The 21186-nt window shown below is 39.6% G+C and carries 18 protein-coding genes; 12 read left to right on the top strand and 6 right to left on the bottom strand.

The features are described from left to right. Positions 1-185: 185 nt before the first annotated feature. From RT138_RS06655 to RT138_RS06645, 3 genes are all read right to left on the bottom strand, one after another. The gene (locus RT138_RS06655) at positions 186-2765 is read right to left on the bottom strand and encodes a DUF5686 family protein (RefSeq protein WP_313190101.1); all 2580 of its coding nucleotides are present in this window, start codon (positions 2763-2765) and stop codon (positions 186-188) included. A gap of 454 nt (positions 2766-3219) precedes the next feature. Beyond that, positions 3220-4410, bottom strand: coding sequence for an EamA family transporter (locus RT138_RS06650; protein ID WP_313190100.1), 1191 nt, complete (start codon positions 4408-4410; stop codon positions 3220-3222). A gap of 8 nt (positions 4411-4418) precedes the next feature. Further along, complete coding sequence (locus RT138_RS06645; RefSeq protein WP_185211848.1) at positions 4419-4898, bottom strand: Lrp/AsnC family transcriptional regulator; 480 nt, start codon at positions 4896-4898, stop codon at positions 4419-4421. Between the two features lie 249 nt (positions 4899-5147). Between RT138_RS06645 and RT138_RS06640 the strand changes: the two genes are divergently transcribed. The 6 genes from RT138_RS06640 to RT138_RS06615 all read left to right on the top strand — a co-directional run bounded on the left by RT138_RS06640 (position 5148) and on the right by RT138_RS06615 (position 13810). After that, on the top strand, positions 5148-8072 hold the full coding sequence (locus RT138_RS06640) for an FAD-linked oxidase C-terminal domain-containing protein (protein WP_313190099.1): 2925 nt from the start codon (positions 5148-5150) through the stop codon (positions 8070-8072). A gap of 47 nt (positions 8073-8119) precedes the next feature. Continuing rightward, positions 8120-8764: a hypothetical protein gene (locus tag RT138_RS06635; RefSeq protein WP_313190098.1), complete on the top strand. Its 645-nt coding sequence runs from the start codon at positions 8120-8122 to the stop codon at positions 8762-8764. Then, complete coding sequence (locus RT138_RS06630) at positions 8751-9701, top strand: hypothetical protein (protein ID WP_313190097.1); 951 nt, start codon at positions 8751-8753, stop codon at positions 9699-9701. Before RT138_RS06635 ends, RT138_RS06630 begins: the two co-directional genes overlap by 14 nt. A 5-nt stretch (positions 9702-9706) precedes the next feature. Next, the gene (locus RT138_RS06625; RefSeq protein ID WP_313190096.1) at positions 9707-10516 is read left to right on the top strand and encodes an alpha/beta hydrolase family protein; all 810 of its coding nucleotides are present in this window, start codon (positions 9707-9709) and stop codon (positions 10514-10516) included. A 125-nt stretch (positions 10517-10641) separates the two neighbouring features. After that, positions 10642-13002, top strand: coding sequence for a TonB-dependent receptor (locus RT138_RS06620; protein WP_313190095.1), 2361 nt, complete (start codon positions 10642-10644; stop codon positions 13000-13002). A gap of 1 nt (position 13003) precedes the next feature. Beyond that, positions 13004-13810, top strand: a complete 807-nt coding sequence (locus RT138_RS06615) for a DUF4249 domain-containing protein (protein ID WP_313190094.1) — start codon at positions 13004-13006, stop codon at positions 13808-13810. Here RT138_RS06615 and RT138_RS06610 read toward each other — a convergent pair. Further along, positions 13799-14449: a polysaccharide deacetylase family protein gene (locus tag RT138_RS06610; protein WP_313190093.1), complete on the bottom strand. Its 651-nt coding sequence runs from the start codon at positions 14447-14449 to the stop codon at positions 13799-13801. The two genes, RT138_RS06615 and RT138_RS06610, sit on opposite strands and share 12 nt — an antisense overlap. 35 nt (positions 14450-14484) lie before the next feature. On the opposite strand from RT138_RS06610, the gene RT138_RS06605 reads away from it, so the two are divergent. Both RT138_RS06605 and RT138_RS06600 read left to right on the top strand, forming a co-directional pair. Next, entirely contained in the window at positions 14485-15396 is a 912-nt protein-coding gene (locus RT138_RS06605) for a helix-hairpin-helix domain-containing protein (protein WP_313190092.1), read from the top strand. Next, positions 15393-15926, top strand: a complete 534-nt coding sequence (locus RT138_RS06600) for an adenine phosphoribosyltransferase (RefSeq protein ID WP_313190091.1) — start codon at positions 15393-15395, stop codon at positions 15924-15926. The genes RT138_RS06605 and RT138_RS06600 overlap by 4 nt, the downstream gene beginning before the upstream one ends. A gap of 102 nt (positions 15927-16028) precedes the next feature. Here RT138_RS06600 and RT138_RS06595 read toward each other — a convergent pair whose 3' ends face one another. Both RT138_RS06595 and gpmI read right to left on the bottom strand, forming a co-directional pair. Continuing rightward, positions 16029-16553, bottom strand: coding sequence for a hypothetical protein (locus RT138_RS06595; protein WP_313190090.1), 525 nt, complete (start codon positions 16551-16553; stop codon positions 16029-16031). 19 nt (positions 16554-16572) lie between these two features. Beyond that, positions 16573-18108: a 2,3-bisphosphoglycerate-independent phosphoglycerate mutase gene (gpmI, locus tag RT138_RS06590; RefSeq protein WP_313190089.1), complete on the bottom strand. Its 1536-nt coding sequence runs from the start codon at positions 18106-18108 to the stop codon at positions 16573-16575. 191 nt (positions 18109-18299) lie between these two features. Here gpmI and RT138_RS06585 point away from each other — a divergent pair, with 191 nt between their 5' ends. The 4 genes from RT138_RS06585 (at position 18300) to RT138_RS06570 (ending at position 21182) form a co-directional block, all read left to right on the top strand. After that, positions 18300-18713: a DUF4783 domain-containing protein gene (locus RT138_RS06585; RefSeq protein WP_313190088.1), complete on the top strand. Its 414-nt coding sequence runs from the start codon at positions 18300-18302 to the stop codon at positions 18711-18713. Positions 18714-18785: 72 nt separating this feature from the next. Then, on the top strand, positions 18786-19643 hold the full coding sequence (gene nadC / locus RT138_RS06580) for a carboxylating nicotinate-nucleotide diphosphorylase (RefSeq protein WP_313190087.1): 858 nt from the start codon (positions 18786-18788) through the stop codon (positions 19641-19643). A 13-nt stretch (positions 19644-19656) separates the two neighbouring features. Then, positions 19657-20307, top strand: coding sequence for a glycerol-3-phosphate 1-O-acyltransferase PlsY (plsY, locus tag RT138_RS06575; RefSeq protein ID WP_185211860.1), 651 nt, complete (start codon positions 19657-19659; stop codon positions 20305-20307). A gap of 74 nt (positions 20308-20381) precedes the next feature. Beyond that, complete coding sequence (locus RT138_RS06570) at positions 20382-21182, top strand: M48 family metallopeptidase (RefSeq protein WP_185211861.1); 801 nt, start codon at positions 20382-20384, stop codon at positions 21180-21182. Positions 21183-21186 lie beyond the last annotated feature (4 nt).

The following is a 21186-nucleotide window of genomic DNA, read 5'->3' as shown; positions in this document are numbered from 1 at the left end:
CAATCCTCTCCATTTAGCCCTTGGCTGCTTGCCTAATTAACAAAAAAGCGGACACTAGGCCCGCTTTTCTTAGTCAGCTGATAGAACTCCCGCACATTACATCCTCAATTTTCTATCACTGAACCTATTCACATTATTTAAACTATTTCAAAAAAAACTAACCCTCACTATATCCATAAGGTCTCCTAAAAATCAAACTTCACTCTTGCACGTATTCCCCATTCTGGAGCATCTGGATGATCCAAATAGTTTAATCTCTTTACCACATCTACACGTAATACCTTAAATATATTCGCTACACCGGCACTTGCCTCCATGTAGGGTTTATTCCCAAAAGTAAAGGACATCTGCTCGCCTGATCCATTGGTCTGCCAATCATAAACCTGATTGTTCAAACTCGGATTGTTGCTGTCACGCAATCCACCATAAACGCCTTTGAAACTAAATACCTCTCTCAACTTCAGTTTTTTCAACAATGGAACCTTGTTGAAAATAAAGCCATTCATATAGTACTGTACATTCCAGGAAGCATGATGATCGGAAATGAATTCCATAAAGTTCATCAAGTTATAGGATTGCAATTGATATGCGTAAGTCTGGTTTGCACGATGGATGTTCAATACTGGGAAGGGAAGGTTATTCCCAGCAATGTAAGTTCCATCTACGTTGATATCAGCATAGCCCAATTGGGATAGGTAGAATCTTTTGAAAATACCTGCAGAGAAGTTATGGTAATTGTATTCTCCTCCGAATACTCCTTTTACGCCAGCTGTATAATTGAAGGTCATGATCGGGTATTTATTGAAAATTGGAGTCCTATAAAGTTTACCTTGGTAGAACTCTTCTTTTGGAGCATATCGAAAACCAACATTAAATTCGGTGCTCTGTAAGTTGTTCACAATCTTATGTGAACCATCTGCCATCGGTAGGGTATAGGAAAGGACACCTGCAGGCGTTTGTTTCCAAGTTCCCAGACCAGCATTCATCGAGAAGTTATTGCTGAACTCTACCTTATAGTCTAAACGGTAAACCTCATTGTACAGATAACTCTTGTTCTCACCTCGTTTAAAGGATAGCAATACGTTGTCCTCTTGAACGAATTCCAGATTCTGTCCAGGGATCTTTGTATCGTATGAAGCCGAAACCCTTAAATAATGCTGTGGAAATTTATAGATCGACTTATTGTTCAAAGAATAAGTACCTGAAAGGAAGTATTTCCATTTTTGGTCCTCAAATCCATATGCACCATAACCTTCAGCATAGAAACGCTTGCTCAATTGCTCTGTGGTACGGCCACCAACACGTAAACGGAATCCTTCCACTGGGTTGTAGGAATAAAAGGTATTCACAGGGCCAATTTCAACTGGACCCGCTTGTTTATATCCTGACAGTACCAATGCAGAGATATCCATGAACGTACGGAAAGAAGGCATGCTCTGCAAGGAATCAATGTTCGTATAGATCGAACGCTCCGATTTCGATAGCGGCTCTGGCCTTAAGGTTGCCCAATAGCTTTCCGATTTTGTTTCCGCCACTTCTTTCTTCTCCTCTGGGATGACCACATATTTATCCGGTACCGCATAAATGCTGTCTGGACGCACATTGCCATTCACATAATCATTGATCAATACAACGCGTTTTCCTTTGATCCCTTTACCTTTATTGGTAATGGAGAAATCTATCCCTAAACTTGATTTTGTCAAGTAGTACTTGTTGTCATTGGTCTTGTTGAAGCCAAGTTCAATATTCAGGTCCCTAACGAAGTTCAGGTTGATCTCGTCGCTTACGGTCATTTCAGCACCTTTAACCGCATAATTCCCATCCAAGGTTACATATAGCTTACCTTTAAACAAAAGGTCGTTTTTATTTCTAGGGAAGAAGCTTAACTCTACCAAAGATTCATTTTCGTTCTTTATCGTATCCGTAATATAAAAACGGTAGAAGGTAGGAGCCGAATTGGCGATTGGACTCAAGAATTGATTGGTCAAGATGGTAATATTGTTATCATAGATCTCCACCTCATCATAAAGACGGTTGAAATATTTACTTAGACCATCATTGTCAATAAATTTAGGGTCAAATTCAGCCTTACGGTCCGCAATGATATATTGCTTTTTGGCATTAGGATCTTTTCTGAAGTAAACTTTAGAAAATTTCTCCTCCATATAGGCCGGCAATACATAGTTTGATGCTGCTTGTGAAGTGTCGTCCTTTTCGAACAGGAACTGATATTTTTTGAATACCTTTTTGTTCTTGAACTTTTCATCCAGATTGCTCAATCCCAAACTGATCTTTTCGTATTGGTCGTATTCAGCATATGCCTGACCGGTCAGACGGTTTTGGTCGCGATGTTGAACCACCTTTCGAATCAGTTCTACAGCAGGATTGTTTTTGTTGGAGTATTTACCTCTTTTAGGTGCCCTTACTACGATTTCCTCAATAGAGTTGGCAGGGAACAGCATCACACGTATGGTTTGTTCTTTCTCATCAGCAACAGGATATTCCTCTGGGTCAAAACCCACAGAACTGATCTTGATTTTTTTATACTCTGCTGGAATGGTCAGCGTATACTCTCCATTTTCATTGGAGCTTGTCCCAATATCCTTATTGGCACCCATTACTTTAATGGAAGCATAAGGTATGGCCTCATAGTTGTCTGCGTTCATTACCTTCCCCTTGATGGTAATAAAACTCTGTGCGGACAGGCCTTGGAACGAAAAAATCATTCCGATTAGTATGGTCAAGTAAAATAATCTCGTTTTCATGCTATGACTTTTTGACTTTTTACTCTCTGTGTTCAAAAAGTATTGCAAATAAAGATAATATTGATGATTTATTAAATAGGCTTATTGACGATTTGACTTTTTCATGATAATTAGTCAGTAATTTTTGGTTGTTTTGACAAATTGTTTACAGGAAGATTTTAAAGCGATTTAAATCTGTGGGAATTCGATTTGGAATTGTAACACCCGAGGGTTTTTTTCGGACCTGGCTTTGACCTTATTCGAGACACATTCGGAAAATTCGGAATGTGTCTCGAATAAAACTAAGTTCGAAATCGGAGAAAGTGGATGTATTTTAATGAGAGAATTTGAAGGAGCAGGGTAAAGGCAAGATTTGAAATGTCAAATGTAATCCTTGACTTAGGTGATGGAACGAATTTAATAAAAAAAGCGGATGCCTTGGCGTCCGCTTTTCGTAAAATTTTATTGTTGATATCTAATCGTAGAATTCTTGATCAAAGCTCTTTCCTTTGTTTTTGTCAGTGTTTGTGCTCTCCGAAGAAGAACTTCCTTTTTCAGGGTTTTCCTTTGGCTTTTTGGTCTTCTTTTGCCCAAATTCAGCGACTTCCACAATCCTTGGGATACTACTTTTTGGTGCCATATGGCGTAGTTTACGGATTTTACGTCTGCGTTTGTAGTTTTTAATGATTGAGCTGTCCCGGTAAAGGTTCCAGTTCATCAATAACACACTGAACAAGACTACTGCAAGGCCTATGATCTGCATTCTGCTCACCACATGGTCCGTAAAGAAATGGACCAATATCAGCGCTACTATCGGGTTCACATAAGCGTAGGTGCTGACTTCGGTAGCTGGGCGATATTGCAAAAGGAAAATATAACAGCTGAAGGCCAAAATGGATCCCAACAAAGCTAGGTAAACCATGGCTCCCCAGTATTCCAATGGAACGGAATTAAATTCAAAATTTTTATATTCTCCGTTCAAAAGTGCAACCGTCGTAAAGGCTATACCAGCAACAACCATCTGCCATGCTGTTTTGACCATCACATTGAGGTCTTCCTCAGGTTCTTTTACAGCATTCGGTTCAGCACTCTTTTTGTTCTCTGATTTCTTGTTGTATTTGGAAATTAGTGAACCTACCGTCCATCCAATGGTTCCTACAGTCATGACGATCATGGCAGTAAGTTTTTTGTCATTGTCCCCGTCATTTGCGGAAGCTCCAAAGATTTGCTCTGCAAACAACATGACTACACCTAGGAATCCAAGGATCAAGCCCAATAAGGTGGGGATGCTAGAAAAGTTTTCTTTCCATTTAGGTTTATCCAAAATAATAAACCAGATGGCCGTAGCAGCAGAAAGAATGGATACGATGGCACTGGAAATGTATTGTTCCGACCAGATGATGGCCGCCATATCGACAAACAGTAAAAGGAAACCGACTAATGCAGCATCTTTTACGGCACTCTTAATGTAAATCTTATACCCCTTAACCCAACAGTAAAACATCAGCAGGGAACCGGCAATGATGAACCTGATCGAGCCCAATACAAAAGGAGGGAAAGCGTGCAAGGCTTTCTCAATAAAGAAAAAGGTAGATCCCCAAACGATGTACACCACCAAGTAGGCAAAGATGATGATGCTGCCTGATGGATTTGATGATTTTACCATGGTATTATTTAGTCCTTTGCAGGAATTACTAATTTATTGTCTTCTTTTACGGTCTCCAGAACTATTGTAGTTCTTGTGGATATGATGCCTTCTATCTTGCTGAGGGTATTGCGCATAAGGTCAACGAGCCCCGCAGAATCATTGGTTCTTACTTTGATTAAGTAACCATCCTCACCAGCAATATCATGTACCTCCAATACTTCCGGTATTTCGGCCAAAAGTAAGCCTACTTTTTGTACGCCGATGATATCCTGAGTCTTGATGAATATAAAGGAAAGCATTTTTTGGTCCAGGGCAACAGGGTTGATCCTGGCATTATATTGTAGGATAACTTCTTTCTGCTCCAGTTTTTTTACCCTTTCTAAGATCGCTGAAGGGGCCATGCCGAGTTCACGGGCAATATCGGCATTGTTCGTGCGGGCATTGTCCTGCATGATCCGGATAATCTGAAGATCAATTTGATCCAAGGAAATTTCTAGTTTCGCCATAATGCCGCAAATATCGGTAAAGCCGAATTAAATTCAAAGAAATAAGCTAAAAAAAGAATTTTATTCAGTTAATTATGACTTTAATAAGATGGGATGGATTTTTTGAGGTTAAATTTTGGCGTTTATGCACAAATTATTGTTGCTGAGGCTTATACGAATATAGTCAAATTAGACTATATATGGAAATATATGTTTATGACTTATAATTAATGAAACAATGCGTAGTTTTGTTATTCAATCTATCTTATCGTGTCAGTAGAGTTAAAATTAGCAGCCTTAGCTGAATCCCTAAAGGGGGATTTCTTTTATGATGAAAATATAGCATCCCATCAGACGATGCGTTTAGCCTATTCTACAGATGCCTCGGTGTATCAGGAATTACCATTGGCAGTCTGTATTCCCCAACAAATAGAAGATTTGAAGACCTTGATCCGGTTTGCAAATGAAAATCACGTTACCTTGATTCCAAGAACGGCTGGAACCTCCTTGGCTGGTCAGGTAGTAGGGTCAGGTATTGTTATCGATATTTCTAGATTTTTCAATCAGATATTGGAAGTCAATCAAGAAGAGCAGTGGGCAAGGGTTCAACCCGGTGTAATCCGTGATGACCTGAATGCCTATTTGAAACCATTTGGATTGATGTTCGGTCCTGAAACCTCCACAGCCAGCAGGGCTATGATCGGAGGGATGATCGGAAATAACTCATCTGGATTGCATTCAATCGTTTGGGGAGATACACGTCATAACCTATTGGAAGCTAATGTGCTATTGGACGATGAGTCTGAAGTACTGTTTAAGGAACTGAATGAAGCTGCCTATTTTGAAAAGCTTTCGTTAAGATCCCGTGAAGGTGGTATTTACAGGAACCTGAACGACCTATTGACCAACAAAGAAAACCAAGAAGCTATACATGCCGGTTATCCGAAATCGGAGATAACCCGTAGGAATACTGGCTATGCACTTGATATGCTGTCGGATAACAGTCAGCCTTTCAATCTATGTCGACTATTGGCCGGATCGGAAGGGACGATCGGCATCATCACCGAGGCTAAAATTAAGCTGATGCCTTTGCCGGCAAAAGAAATTGGCCTTTTATGCGTTCATTTCAATGATATGGTGGAATGTATGCGAGGAAATGTGATTGCCTTGAACAATAAGCCAGAAGCATCTGAATTGGTAGATAAGTATATTTTAGATTTTACCGTTGGACATCCAACATATCAATACAACCGATTTTTTATTGAAGGAGATCCTGAGGCTTTATTGATCGTTGAATTTAGGGGCAATAGTCAGGAAGAGATAGCCATAAAGGCGGAACGCTTGGTCGCTGAGCTAAAAGCAGCCGGTTTGGGCTATGCTTATCCATGGATCACAGGGGTTGAAAAGACTAATTTGGTTTGGGACGTACGTAAGGCTGGTTTGGGATTGATCCGTAACCTACCTGGCGATTCTCAACCCGTGAACCTGATTGAGGACTGTGCAGTTTCCCCAGAGGACCTGCCGGGCTATGTATCCGATATACAAAGACTTTTAAAAGAGGAACAGGTGCATGCTTCGTATTATGCACATGCTGGAGCAGGTGAACTGCATATTGAACCTTTCATCAATCTAAAAACGGCCGAAGGGAAAAAGCAATTCCGTCGTATTTTGGAAAAAACAACGGATTTGGTATTGAAGTATAATGGTTCATTGAGTGGTGAACATGGTGATGGAAGATTAAGAGGTGAATTTATTGGAAAAGTTCTAGGTGATAAGGTCTATCAGCTTCTGTTACAGGTTAAAAACATATTTGACCCCAACAATGTGTTTAATGCTAAAAAGATTGTTGATACCCCTCCAATGGATACCCATCTGCGTTATGATCAGGTGACTGATGCCAAGCAGATCAAGACCTATTTTGATTTTACCAAAAACGAAAGCATCCTACGTTTGGCCGAAAAATGCTCAGGCTCCGGAGACTGCAGGAAAACAGAAATAACTGGTGGAACGATGTGCCCGTCTTTTATGGCAACTAGGGATGAGAAAGATACCACCCGTGCTAGGGCCAATATGTTGCGTCAATTCCTGACCAACTCCACACAGAGCAATCGATTCAATCATGAGGAGATCAAAGAGGTGATGGACCTTTGTCTGAGCTGTAAAGGCTGTAAAACGGAATGCCCATCCAGTGTCGATATCGCAAAGATGAAGGCCGAGTTCCTACAGCATTATTATGATGAGAATGGAAGTCCTTTTAGGGCGAAGCTGATTGCCAATTTTACTGAATCCCAAAAACTGGGGTCTATGGTTGCTCCAATCTATAATTTCTTTGCAACAAATAGTTTTACTTCAAGCATCATCAAGTCTGTGGTTGGTTTTGCGCCTGGAAGATCCTTGCCAAAAGTGCATGGAACCACCTTCAGCCAATGGGCCTCAAAACAACCCAATACCACAAGTACACGTAAGGTTTTCCTGTTCAGTGATGAGTTTACCAATTACAACGATACGGAAGTTGGGATAACCGCCTATAAGTTATTAACTGCTCTGGGATATGAAGTTATCGTTCCTAAGTTAAAGGAAAGTGGTAGGACCTATCTGTCGAAGGGATTTGTCAAGAAAGCAAAAGAACTTGCCAATCAGAACGTGGATTTAGCTTCACAGGAAGTGAGTTCAGAAAGTCCTCTGTTAGGGATTGAGCCTTCTGCTATCATAACCTTTAGAGATGAATATCCAGATTTAGTTGACGAAACTAAACGTGAGAAAGCGAATACCTTGGCAAAGAATGCCTTGATGATCGATGAGTTCTTGGTTCGTGAAATGAAAGCAGGCCGGATACATCCGGAGCAATTCACGGCAGAGCCTCAAAAGATCAAGCTGCATGGTCACTGTTATCAGAAAGCCTTCAAATTGGTGGATGCTACCAAGGAATTTTTATCCTTCCCTTCCAATTATGAGGTGGAAGTGATACCTTCAGGATGTTGTGGTATGGCAGGTTCGTTTGGCTACGAAAAGGAACATTTTGATGTCTCGCAGAAGGTTGCTGAACTGGTCTTATTTCCTACCTTGCGTAAAACAGGTCAGGAATACCTTATTGCAGCCGCAGGTACAAGCTGTAGGCATCAGATCAAGGATGGACTGCAGCGCAAATCCTTTCACCCTGTGGAGATTATGTATGATGCTTTGATCAAGAAATAATAAACAAAAGCGATATTTTATTGTATTAAAAGTAAACATATTAGATTATGAAAAAGATAACAACTATAGCTTTGCTGGTTTCTACAGCGGTTTGGATGGGTTCATGTGGTAATTCCAACAAAACCGAAGGTGGTTCAGGTGATTCCACAAGTACAACGGCTTCTACTGCTTTGAAACCGATGACCAATACCACTGATGGCAGTCTGTTGCACCTATATTTTGATTTAACAAATCCGAACCCAACGGACTCTTCCATCGTTTATGAAGCTAAAGCAGAATATAATAATGAGCCTGTAGGGTTTACGGTTGAAGTATTAAAGACCATTGATGCCGGTATTGATGCACAAGGTCAACCAGATGAGGAATTGGGATTCAAGAAAGGGTCTGTAAGGATTACCTCAAATGGTGCAGCTTCTGATAATTTCGTGAAATCATTAGGTACATTGTTCAATTTACCTACCGGTGGCAAAATGACCACTACAACCTTGGAACCTATGGTTTTTTCATCTAACAAGGATAAAGTAGACCTTTCTAAACCTGGGACCTACAGTTTTAAATATTTCTTTGATAACGGTTCAGGTAAAGAGGCTGAGATTTTTGGCTATGTTGATACTTACAAACAATCCTTCGAACTTGGAGAAAAAGATTCGACCAATCGTGCAGCATTAATTTCTGCATTTGAAGGTAAATAAAATTTATTTAGTGTATTTTAGAGGACCAGTTCAAAGCTGGTCCTTTTTTATGCAATTACACTACGTACGATTAATATTTTGCCTGTTTATCATAGTCATTAGCGGTAATCACTGTCTTGCTCAAGAAGTCCTTCATGGCCAACGTGTTGTTCAGGGAAAAGTAAGCGATCCGGCATTGGATGAAATTTCAGGCATAATTTCTTCCATCAATAATCCCGGTATGTTTTGGGTGCATAATGATAGTGGCGATGATGCTAGGGTTTATTTAATTGATTCCACTGCAAACCTGATGTGTACTTATCAATTAGATGGGCTGGAAGCAATTGATATTGAGGATATTGCTTGGGTAGAGCTGGACGGAAAGTCCTATGTGGTTTTGGCGGATATCGGTGATAATTTGGCCAAAAGAACCCAAATTTCTCTTTATATCTTTCCTGAACCAGTTTTGAAATCGGGAGTGAAAGTTGATTCTATTTCAAGGTCGTCTATTTCGATCAAGCATTTAAAATATCCAGGAAAAGCCAGGGATGCTGAGGCAATTTTCATAGATCCCTTGGATAAACAATTCTATTTAGTTTCAAAAAGGGAGCTTAGATCCAGTCTGTATTCTGCTGAAATCTTTAAGGAGAATAAAGATACTTATCTCCTCAAACCGAATCTTAGTTTTCCATTTACATTTATTACAGCTGCAGATATTTCTCCAAAAAGGGATGCTGTAGTTATGAAAAATTTAACCAATATATTTTACTGGCCCTTAGCTAATAAAGCTCCATTGGTTGAAGCGCTAAAGAAGCAGCCACTACCTATTCCTTATGAGCCAGAACCTCAAGGGGAGGCTATTTCTTTTGATCGCAAATCAGACGGAATTTTTACAATCAGTGAGCGTCCATTCGGACTAGACTCGTATCTTTATTATTATCATATTTCTAAACACTAAATCTCATGAGAATCATTTTATCCTTACTGGCTATCTTCCTAAGTTCCGGGTTAGTTCAGGCAGCAAAGGTGGATACCATTGCAGTACACAGTGCTGCAATGAACAAAGCAATCAAAACAGTCGTTATTCAACCAGAGGGATCAATGAAGAAAGACCTGCCTACCTTATATCTTTTACATGGCTATTCAGGGAATTATGGAGATTGGGTAAACAAGGTTCCAGCCATCAAGGAATTGGCAGATCGCTATGGCATATTGATTGTTTGTCCAGATGGTGGTTTTGGCAGTTGGTATTGGGATTCAGAAATAGATCAAGATTTTAAATATGAAACCTTTGTGGCGAAGGAGTTGGTGAATTATATCGATGGAAAATATCCTGTTATCAAAGATCGCAGCAAACGTGGGATCACAGGATTGAGCATGGGCGGTCATGGCGCTCTATATTTAGCCATTCGTCATCAAGATACCTTTGGAGCGGTAGGAAGTACCGCTGGAGGGGTGGATATCCGTCCTTTTCCTAATAATTGGGATATGGCAAAAAGGATAGGTGCGTATGATCAAAATCCTCAGGTGTGGGAGGGTCATACTGTGATGGAATTGACGCACTTGATTAAGCCGAAGTCTTTAGAAATTTTCATTGATTGCGGGACAGAAGATTTTTTTTATGCAGTAAATGCAAAATTCCATGAAAAATTAACCTACTTAAATATCCCACATCGATATTTAAGCATGCCAGGGGCCCACAATTGGGATTATTGGAGCAAATCAATTCAATATCAATTGATATTTTTTCAGGATTTCTTTTCTAAAGTCTAGGATAATGACTTTTATGGATAAATTATTTGCTAGATTGAATAATATTAATAAATTTGGACTTTATACGAGATTATAAACCTGTAAAAGCCATTTTGTTGTTCAGAATGGCTTTTTTATTTTTGATCATGATTTTTAACCTAAAACGAGTGAAATCGCTATCTCAATGCATGAGCATCAGTCTCATTGCGCTGTTGATTTTTGTTAGTAATTTGACTTTGGCACAGGAAAAATTAACCTTAAGCGGTTATGTTCGTGATGCTAATTCAGGTGAAAGTTTAATTGCAGCAGTAATTCGAGTGAGGGCGCTTAATTTAAGCACTTATTCGAACAATTATGGATTCTACTCGATCAGTTTGCCGGAAGGTAAGCATGAGATTGAAATATCTTATGTTGGATATGCCAGCAAGGATGAACAGGTGGAAGTCAATGTTTCCAAACGCCTTAATTTTGAGTTAGTTTCTAATTCAAGTGTGATTGAGGAAATCGTTGTAACTGGTAAAAAAGAGGATGACCATGTTACTTCTGCGCAAATGGGGAATCTGAAATTCAGCATGGAGGAACTGAAGAATATTCCAGTCCTGTTTGGTGAAAAGGATGTGCTGAAAAGCATTCAATTGCTTCCCGGAGTATCTCCTGGGGGTGAAGGTAGCTCAAATTTCTATGTGCGCGGTGGTGGTGGTGACCAAAACTTAATCCTTTTGGATGAGGCAACCGTTTATAACGCATCTCATTTAATGGGTTTCTTCTCTACTTTTAATTCTGATGCCATCAAGGATGCAAACCTGTTTAAAGGGGGGATTCCCGCTCAATATGGTGGCCGTATTTCTTCGGTAATGGATATCAGTATGCTGGACGGAAACAACAAGAAGTTCAGTGGGGAAGGTGGAATTGGGTTAATTGCATCTAGATTGAAGTTGGAAGGACCGATTGTTAAAGATAAAAGCTCCTTTATGATAAGCGGACGACGAACCTATGCGGATCTGTTCCTGAAGTTTTCGCCCGATGAAAAGGCTAGTCAAAGTAAACTATACTTCTATGACCTGAATGCCAAATTCAACTATAAATTGAATGATCGCAATACCATCTATTTATCAGGTTATTTTGGAAAGGATGATTTAGGGTATTCAGATCTATTTGCCTTTGATTGGGGTAATTCAACCGCCACAGTGCGCTGGAACTCCATCATCAATCCGCAATTGTTTAGCAATACTTCCTTGATCTATAGTGATTTCGCCTATCACGTTAATGTTAACAGTGATGATTCTAAGTTCAGGATTGCTTCCAAGATCAGGAACCTAAACCTGAAACAGGACTTCTCATATTACTCCAATGATAACAGTACCATTCGGTTTGGGGTCAACCTTTTGCGTCAGGAAATCCGTCCTGCCAGCATCAGTGCAGTAGATGAATCATCGGATATCAACAGTATTGATATCGAAAGGAGACAGGGCATTGAGGCCTCTGCATATATATCCCATGATTGGAAACCCATTGAGAAGCTATCCTTGATCTACGGCGTGAGATTCAGTGATTTCATGGTCATGGGGCCGGGTACTTTCTATGAATTTAATGAGGATGGCGACGCAATTTCCGAATCTTACTATGAGTCAGGGATTGCCAAGCATTATTTCAATATTGAACCGAGACTATCTCTTTCCTACGCATTCAATTCCAGCAATAGCATCAAAGCCAGTTTCAATAGGATGTCGCAGAATTTGCACCAATTGACCAATACTACGGCGAGTTTACCGACGGATCAATACATGGTCAGCAGTATGAACGTAAAGCCGCAGATTGCTGATCAGGCGGCATTGGGTTACTTCCGTAATTTTAAGGATAATACCTATGAGTTTTCGGTAGAGGCCTATTACAAATATATGCACAACCAAATTGACTTTAGAAATGGTGCCGACCTGCAGGCTAATAAGCAATTGGAAGGTGAGCTGCTTTATGGTGTCGGTCGTTCTTATGGAACAGAATTTCTTTTAAGGAAGAGAAAAGGGAAATTCAGTGGCTGGTTGGGCTATACACTTTCAAAGAGTGAAAGACAATTTGACGAGATCAATGATGGTACTTGGTTTGATGCTAGGCAAGACCGAACCCACGATATTTCTTTGGTGGGTATCTATCAGTTGACCAAGAAATGGACATTGGGTGCTACCTTCGTTTATTATACCGGAAATGCCATCACTTTCCCAAGTGGCAAGTATCAAATTGACGGAAGGACCATGTTCTACTATGCAGAGCGTAACGGTTACAGGATGCCTGATTATCATCGTTTGGATCTATCGGCAACCTATGAGCCTAAAAAGGAGAACAAGAAATTTCATTCTAGCTGGTCATTTGGTGTGTATAATGCCTACAACCGCAAGAATGCCTATGTAATTGATTTTAGGGAAAATAAAGAAAATGCTAATATCACTGAAGCCTATAAAATAGCCTTGTTTGGTGCTATTCCTTCAGTAACTTGGAACTTTAAATTTTAAGATGATGCAAAAGAGACCGATATATAGTTTGTTCATTTTATCTTTTATACTCTTATTCAGCAGTTGTGAAGAGTTGATCGATGTAGACCTGAATAAGGTCAGTCCCCAGATCGTGATTGTTGGGGATATGAACAATGAGGAGAGTACGCATGAAGTTCTTGTCACCAGAACGGTTGATTTTGATGAACCTAGACCTTTTGAGCCGGTTCTTGATGCTTCTGTTTTTATCCAATTGGGAAACGGCAGGACCTTTAGGTTCAATTCTGTTGGAGAAGGGCGCTATGCAAACTCCAATATGCCTATTTCTGTTGGCGAAACTTACACCTTGACCGTAAGTGTTGATGGCAAGGAATATAAATCAACAACAAAGATGTTGCCTTATATTGAAGTGGAATCGATCGGGGTAAATCAGGAAACCCTTTTTAAGGAGACCTATTTCTTTTTGAACTTTAAGTTTTATGATCCAGAAGGGGAGGAAAACTTTTACCGTTACAGCATTAAAATCAATGATGGTCCGTTTAAGTCAAATTCAGTATTCTCTGATAAATACAATAATGGTAATGAAGTCACCCATCAATTGGGCCGGGAATATGGCAATGAGATCAAGCCTGGGGATCAATTGTTGGTAAGAAGGTATGTAATCAGTAAGGAATCCTATAATTATTGGTCTGAATATATGTCCACTAACCCTGGGAGTGCTTCGCCAGGAAACCCTAGCTCAAATATCAGCAATGGAGCATTGGGGTATTTCAGCGTTAGCAGTGCGAGGGATTATACAGTAGAAATCGATAAGGCCTCAGATGGATAGGGTTTTAAATTGAAAACCTCTTGCCAAGAGGGTATCAATGCTTTTTGGTAGAGCATATTTTACATTATCTATGGCTTTAACATTGTCATGAAAGACAATGATGCTGCCATTTCTCGTAAAGTCAATACAATTCTTATAACATTGATCGGGGCTGATCCGATGATCGTAATCACCCGTTAGAACATCCCACATGATGATTTTATACTCTTTTGATAAGATCTTCATTTGGGATTTCTTGGCTCTGCCGTAGGGTGGTCGGAATAATGATGTTTTTGTCAAGGCATTGCATTTGGCAATATTGTCCAGATATAGTTGGTTATCTGTGTCCCATCCTTTTAAGTGGTTATAGGTGTGGTTTCCTACGGCATGCCCTTCCTCAAGGATCCTTTGAAAGATATCCGGATGCTTTTGGATATTTTCTCCTACGCAAAAAAAGGTCGCCTTGATGTTTTTTTCTTTCAAACAATCCAGTATCCAAGGTGTGATTTCAGGTATTGGACCGTCGTCAAATGTTAAGTAAATATTATTTCTATCTTTTTCTTTTCTCCAAATCGCTTGTGGATACACGTAATTGAGGATAAAAAAAGGGCGGACAAAATGCATGTTGTTTCGATCGGATATTTTTACAAATTTAATCAAAGTTTTAACAATGGATTAGCATAAGTTTTTTGAATATGCGAAAGCTTGCCGAGTACTTTCAACTGTCCCAAAAGGAGCAAAGAGGGATGTTGTTCTTGATCTGTATCTTATTCCTGCTCTTTCTCGCCCATATCTTCCTTCCTATATTCTATCCTAAAAAAGAGATTACCCTACGAATTGAACATTTCCATGTTGCTGAAAAGGCTGAGCCTCAATACGAGGAAAGATCTTATGTAGCAAAAGGACCTGTTGTAAGGAAAAAGCCAAAGACGGAGCTGTTTCAGTTTGATCCGAATACCTTGGATAAAGCAGGTTGGCAAAGGTTGGGTCTGAGCGGCAAACAGGCTCAGGTAATTATCAATTACAGAAATAAGGGTGGGACTTTTTATGAGAAGGAAGACCTACGGAAAATTTACTCGCTGAACGAAGAAAAACTTGAGGAGTTATTGCCCTTTGTGCAGATGCCTGAGTTGAAAAGAAGGGAATACAAGGAGAGAATTCCTACGTATGATAGAAAGGAGTTTGCGAAAAAGGAGAATCGGATTTTAGAGATCAATAGTTCGGATAGTTTGGCGTTTATGGAATTAAGAGGAATCGGCCCAGCTTTCTCTAAGCGAATTGTTCGATTCAGGGAAGCTTTAGGTGGTTATGTCAAACTGGAACAGCTTGCAGAGGTCTATGGCCTACCGGATGAGACCTATCAGAATATTTTACCCTATCTGAGGATTGATACCAGCTTGGTCAAAAGACTTCCGATTAATCAGATCAGCCAAAATGATTTAGGTAAACATCCCTACGTTAAATTCAAAAGAGCGCAGACAATCATCAATTATAGAAAACAGCACGGTGCATTTAAATCCATGGAAGATTTAAGGAATGTTCATTCGTTGGATGAAGAATTTTTCCGTAAAATTGAACTTTATTTGGATTTTAGATTGCATCGATGATTGAAGAACAGCTGAAGGCCTATATACGTGATATTCCTGATTTTCCGCAGCCAGGGATCGTGTTTAAAGATATTACTCCATTATTGCAACAGCCTGAGATAGTAAAACTAGCGGTCCAGGAGTTTGCGAAAAAACTGGAAGGAATTGAGATTGATGTCATTGCCGGAATTGAAAGCAGAGGCTTTTTATTCGGGTTCCTTTTGGCACAAGAGCTCAATAAACCTTTTGTACCCATTCGTAAGCAAGGGAAATTGCCATTCCATACCATTTCTGAATCGTATAAATTGGAGTACGGGCAGGCCACGATAGAAATGCATGAGGATGCCATTCAACAAGGTACCAAGGTATTGATGCACGATGATCTGCTGGCAACCGGCGGGACAGTGGTTGCGGCGAGTAAGTTGGTGGAAAAATTAGGAGGAGTGATCACAGGTTATTCTTTTGTGATCAGTTTGGATTTTCTTCAAAGTGCTGGCAGATTGACCCGGTTCAGTGATAATATCATTTCACTGGTTCATTATGAAGATTAATTAAAACAATCTTGCCCATTATGGGGTTATTGGATTAGACGACGCTTATAAACAAAAAAAGGCTCGAAACAGTATTGTTTCGAGCCTTTATGTTTGGACGATTTAAAACTCGCCTTGGACTTTGTAATAATTTTCTCCCATAACCTTTACATGCTGGTATTTTTCAACCAAATAAAAATTATCTTTTTCATAAACGAGGAATTCAGAAGTCTTATATAAGGTATTTCTTACTTCCTTTTCTACAGAAATCATTTCTGGGTTTCCTTCATTGTCTAATTTAATCCGAACACAGGAAAGATCTAACTCAGGATTAGTGAAACTATATTGGATTAAGGAATCGGTGGAATCTACCTTTACAAAACCAGCATAAGCTGGTTTGTTCAAGTCTATGGCTTGAAAGCTTGAAAGCTCAATTTGCCAATCCTTGATCTTTAGTTTTTTGGTTTCCTCCTGATTGTCCTTTTTTACAGTTTTATTGATTTCTGGGTTTATGGATGCCAAAGAGTCTATTTCCTTTTGGAAAAAGGCAGGGATGTCAAAATACTTTTCTTGACTACTGGGGGCCTTCTTCTCTTGATTGCTGTTGCTACAACTAGAAAAAGCAGCAGTAATGATTACTGCTGCCATGATTTGAATATTTTTTATGTTAATATACAAGGACATCTCCTGTCATTTCGGTAGGAATTGGCAAGTTCAACAGCGCTAATATTGTTGGAGCAACATCACCAAGCTTACCATCCTTAATGTTTTTAAATTGACTGTCAATCAAGATACAAGGAACCAAGTTGGTTGTATGTGCCGTGTTAACAGAGCCATCTTCATTGATCATGAACTCTGAGTTACCGTGGTCTGCCAGAATAATAAAGGAATAACCGTTATTGATTCCAGTTTCAACCACTCGCTTGGTACATGCATCAACTGTTTCCACTGCTCTTACGACTGCTTCAAAAACTCCAGTATGGCCTACCATATCAGGGTTTGCGAAGTTCAGGCAGATGAAGTCTGGACCATTTTCTTCCATATCCTTACAGATAGAGTCGGCAATAATATTGGCACTCATTTCAGGTTGTAAATCATAGGTAGCAACCTTAGGAGAAGGAATCAATAATCTTCTTTCACCTTCAAACTCGTTTTCACGACCGCCCGAGAAAAAGAACGTAACGTGCGGATATTTCTCTGTTTCAGCGATCCTAACTTGTGTTTTATGTTGTAAGGACAAGGTTTCTCCTAAAGTCTGTGTTAGATTGTCTTTTTGGAAGATCACTTTCACATCCTTAAAGGTGTCATCATAAGAAGTCATGGTCACATAATACAAGTTCAGTGGATGCATATCGTATTCCGGAAATGCTTGTTGAGTAAGGGCAACGGTGATTTCACGACCACGGTCTGTACGGAAATTATAACAGATAACCACATCACCTTCTTGGATGGTAGCTTTTGGAAGACCATTCGCATCCACCATCACGATGGGTTTAAGGAATTCATCCGTTACACCTTGGCTATACGATTGTTCAATCGACTCAACAAGGTTGTTGGAAGGGATACCGATACCTTTAGTCAATAGATCATAAGCTTGTTTTACTCTTTCCCAACGATTATCACGGTCCATTGAATAGTATCTACCAATTGCTGAAGCAATTGTTCCTACTGAATGTTTCAAGTGGTTCTCAAGATCAGTAACATAGCCAACACCACCATTTGGGTCGGTATCACGACCATCTAAAAAAGCATGGATAAACACTTGCTCATTAGTAAGCTTTGCATCTTTAGCAGCATCCGTTAAGGCCTTTAAGTGTTCAATATGTGCGTGTACCCCTCCATCAGACAATAAGCCGATGAAATGTACTTTTTTGTTGTTTGTTTTTGCATGATTGAAAGCAGCTTGTATAGTAGGGTCAATTTTGAAGACACCTTCTTGAGCGGCTTTATTGATCCGTCCTAATTCTTGGTATACGATTCTACCGGCACCCAAGTTCATATGGCCAACTTCAGAGTTGCCCATTTGACCTGCAGGTAAACCTACGGCTTCGCCAGATGCTTCAAGTTTGGAGTTAGGATAGGTTGACAGCAAATAGTCTAAAAAAGGAGTGTTAGCGGCTATTACAGCGTTTGAATTATCATTTTTTCCGTAGCCTAGTCCATCCAGGATCAGTAGTGCTACTTTTTTATTTTCAGAACTCATTAAACAAATATACTTATAATTCATAAAAATATTAAGGAATGAGGCTGTATAGTTTGTATTGCAACAAAATAGTGAAAATGCGTTTTTAACAAGGATTGGCATAATTTTCGCTGAATGTTCTTCGGAAAATGAATTTAATGTTTAGTGGCTGTTATCATACATAATATGCTGCTCTTGACTCCAAGTCAATTATGATAGAAATGTGGAATGGTTATTGGAAAAAAATAAGGCAGATTGCTTTTGCGATGCTGCTTTTGCCGTTTCTATTGTTCAGTAGTTTTCAATCTGACGTAGGATTAGAAATATTAGGGGCATTGAAAGCGAATAACGCCAAGAATGTTGCTAACTTTTTTGGACAGAATGTTTCCTTATCCATCAAGAATGATTCGGGGTATTATTCCAAGTTCCAAGCTGAGGTAATCCTGAGTGATTTCTTTCGGTTGACCAAAACCTCCGAAGTGAAACAGGTTCAACGGACTAACAGCAGTAACAACAGTTTTTATATCGTCTATCAGATCAAGACAAACCAAGGTTCATACCGTGTTTTTGTCAAGTTAGTTCAATCGGGGGGAGATGCCCAAATCAATGAACTTCGGATAGAATAATGTTCAGTTTTTCGTATTTAAGTTTCCATATAAATATATTTTTATTCATCTTCGCTTAATTTTAAATTGTAAATGGAGAGAGAATTCAAAGATAAACTAGTACATTTTGTTCAAGAGGCCCTTGTGGAAGATGTAGGAGCAGGGGATTATACCTCATTATCTACGATAAAAGAAGAACAATTAGGAGAGGCTCAATTATTAGTCAAAGAGGAGGGTGTCCTTGCAGGGGTAGAAGTGGCTAAAGAAATATTTTCTCAAATTGACCCAACCATAGAATTTACACAGCTTCTCGCTGATGGCAACTCTGTAAGATACGGAGATATAGCCTTCAAAATAAAAGGAAAAATCCATACTATTCTTAAAGGAGAACGTTTGGTTCTCAATATCATGCAGCGAATGTCTGGTATTGCTACCCAAACTGCTCAATATGTGAAGGCCATAGCATGGACTAATGCGAAGGTATTGGATACCCGTAAAACAACTCCCTTGTTAAGGTTTTTGGAGAAAAAAGCTGTTGAAATCGGGGGAGGTTCCAACCACCGTTTCGGTCTATATGATATGATCTTGATCAAGGATAATCATGTGGATTATGCGGGCGGTATCTCCGCTGCGGTGAATGCAGCCTTTGATTACAAAAAACAAAACCAATTAGATATTGCTATTGAAGTAGAAGTCCGAAATTTTGAGGAATTAAATGAAGTGCTAAACCTTCCGGCTGTTGATCGTGTTATGTTAGATAACTTCAGTCCAGCACAAGTGAAGGAAGCTGTTGATTTAGTTGATGACAGATTGGTTACGGAAGCTTCTGGTGGGATCACTTTAGAGACGATTGCTGAATATGCGAAAACCGGTGTAGATTTTATCTCTGTTGGTGCTTTAACGCATTCGGTCAAAAGTCTGGATTTAAGCTTAAAAGCAAAACTTATTTAGTAAATTGCTGTAAATGATATCAATATACCTTGTTGGAATTGTCATATTAGCATATCTTTTCGGTTCGATCCCTACTGCGGTATGGTTTGGACAGGCATTTTATGGAGTAGATGTACGTGAATACGGAAGTGGAAATGCCGGTGCCACCAATACCTTTCGTGTATTGGGTAAAAAGGCGGGGTCCATTGTGATGTTCGTCGATATCTTAAAGGGCTGGACAGCCACTAATTTACCTTATTTATTAGATGCCACGATTGTAGGAAATCATGACGCACCTCAATTTGTCAATGTACAGTTGGCTTTGGGGGTAATCGCTGTTTTAGGACATTTATTTCCGATTTTCGCCGGCTTCAGAGGTGGTAAAGGTGTTGCAACCTTATTTGGTATGGTCCTCGCGATCCATTGGCCTGCAGCGCTGGTATGTGTGTCAGTCTTCATCGTCGTACTCCTAGTTACCCATTATGTATCCTTGAGCTCCATTATGGCCGGCTTTGCCTTCCCATTTAGTGTAGCATTTATTTTTAAGACGACCGTTCCTTCCATTCTCCTATATGGAATCGCAATTTGTGCCCTCATTCTAGTCACTCACCAGAAAAACATTGAAAGACTTCTCAAAGGCAAAGAATCCAAAATATATTTATTCAAGAAAAAAACACAGGATTAAACTTTTGGGTACAAGTTTTGTTTAATACTTCAAGATAATTTAAATGTATTAGATAAACTAAATCAAGAACACTTATGAAACGAATAACAAAATACGCCTCCATGCTGCTCTTAGGAGCTACTTTGGTAGGTTGTGCTACTTCCGCCATTACCGGGCGAAAGTATCTTAAATTGGTAGACTCTCAGACTATCAATAACCAAGCTGCATTAGCATATAAAGATTTTTTAAGTAAAAATAGCTCTAAAGTTGAAACGGGTTCAGCTGCTGCTACTCAAGTAAAACGTGTGGGTAATAGAATTGCAGCTGCGACTAATGAATATTTGAGGCAGATTGGGGCTGCTGATAAATTCAACTTCAACTGGGAATTCAACCTGATTGAAAGTGATCAAGTGAATGCTTGGTGTATGCCAGGAGGTAAAGTTGCAGTTTATACTGGTATCTTACCAATCGCAAAGAATGATGCCGGATTAGCTACCGTAATGGGGCATGAAATTGCTCACGCAATTGAGGAACACTCAGTGTCTCAAGTATCCAATGCAATGGCAGCTCAGTTCGGAGCACAATTATTAAATGCTGCCGGAACGATCAGTAACAGTAGATATACTGGTTTATTCAACCAGATTTATGGTATTGGTTATCAAGTAGGGTCATTGAAATTCTCAAGAAACGATGAGTTAGCAGCTGATAAAGCTGGTCTTATCTTGATGGCAATGGCTGGTTACAACCCCCAAGAAGCTGTAGCTTTCTGGGAAAGAATGTCGCAAGGCAAAAAAGGTGGAAATCCAGAATGGTTGAGTACTCACCCTAGCGATGCTAGACGTATCAGCCAATTGCAGGCAATGGTTCCTGAAGCAATGAAGTATTATAAAAAATAAAAAT

The organism is Sphingobacterium sp. (assembly GCF_032065005.1).
In the GTDB taxonomy this organism is placed as follows: Bacteria; Bacteroidota; Bacteroidia; order Sphingobacteriales; family Sphingobacteriaceae; genus Sphingobacterium.
Note: the sequence above shows the minus strand (reverse complement) of the source record. Positions and strands in the feature narration are given on the sequence as shown.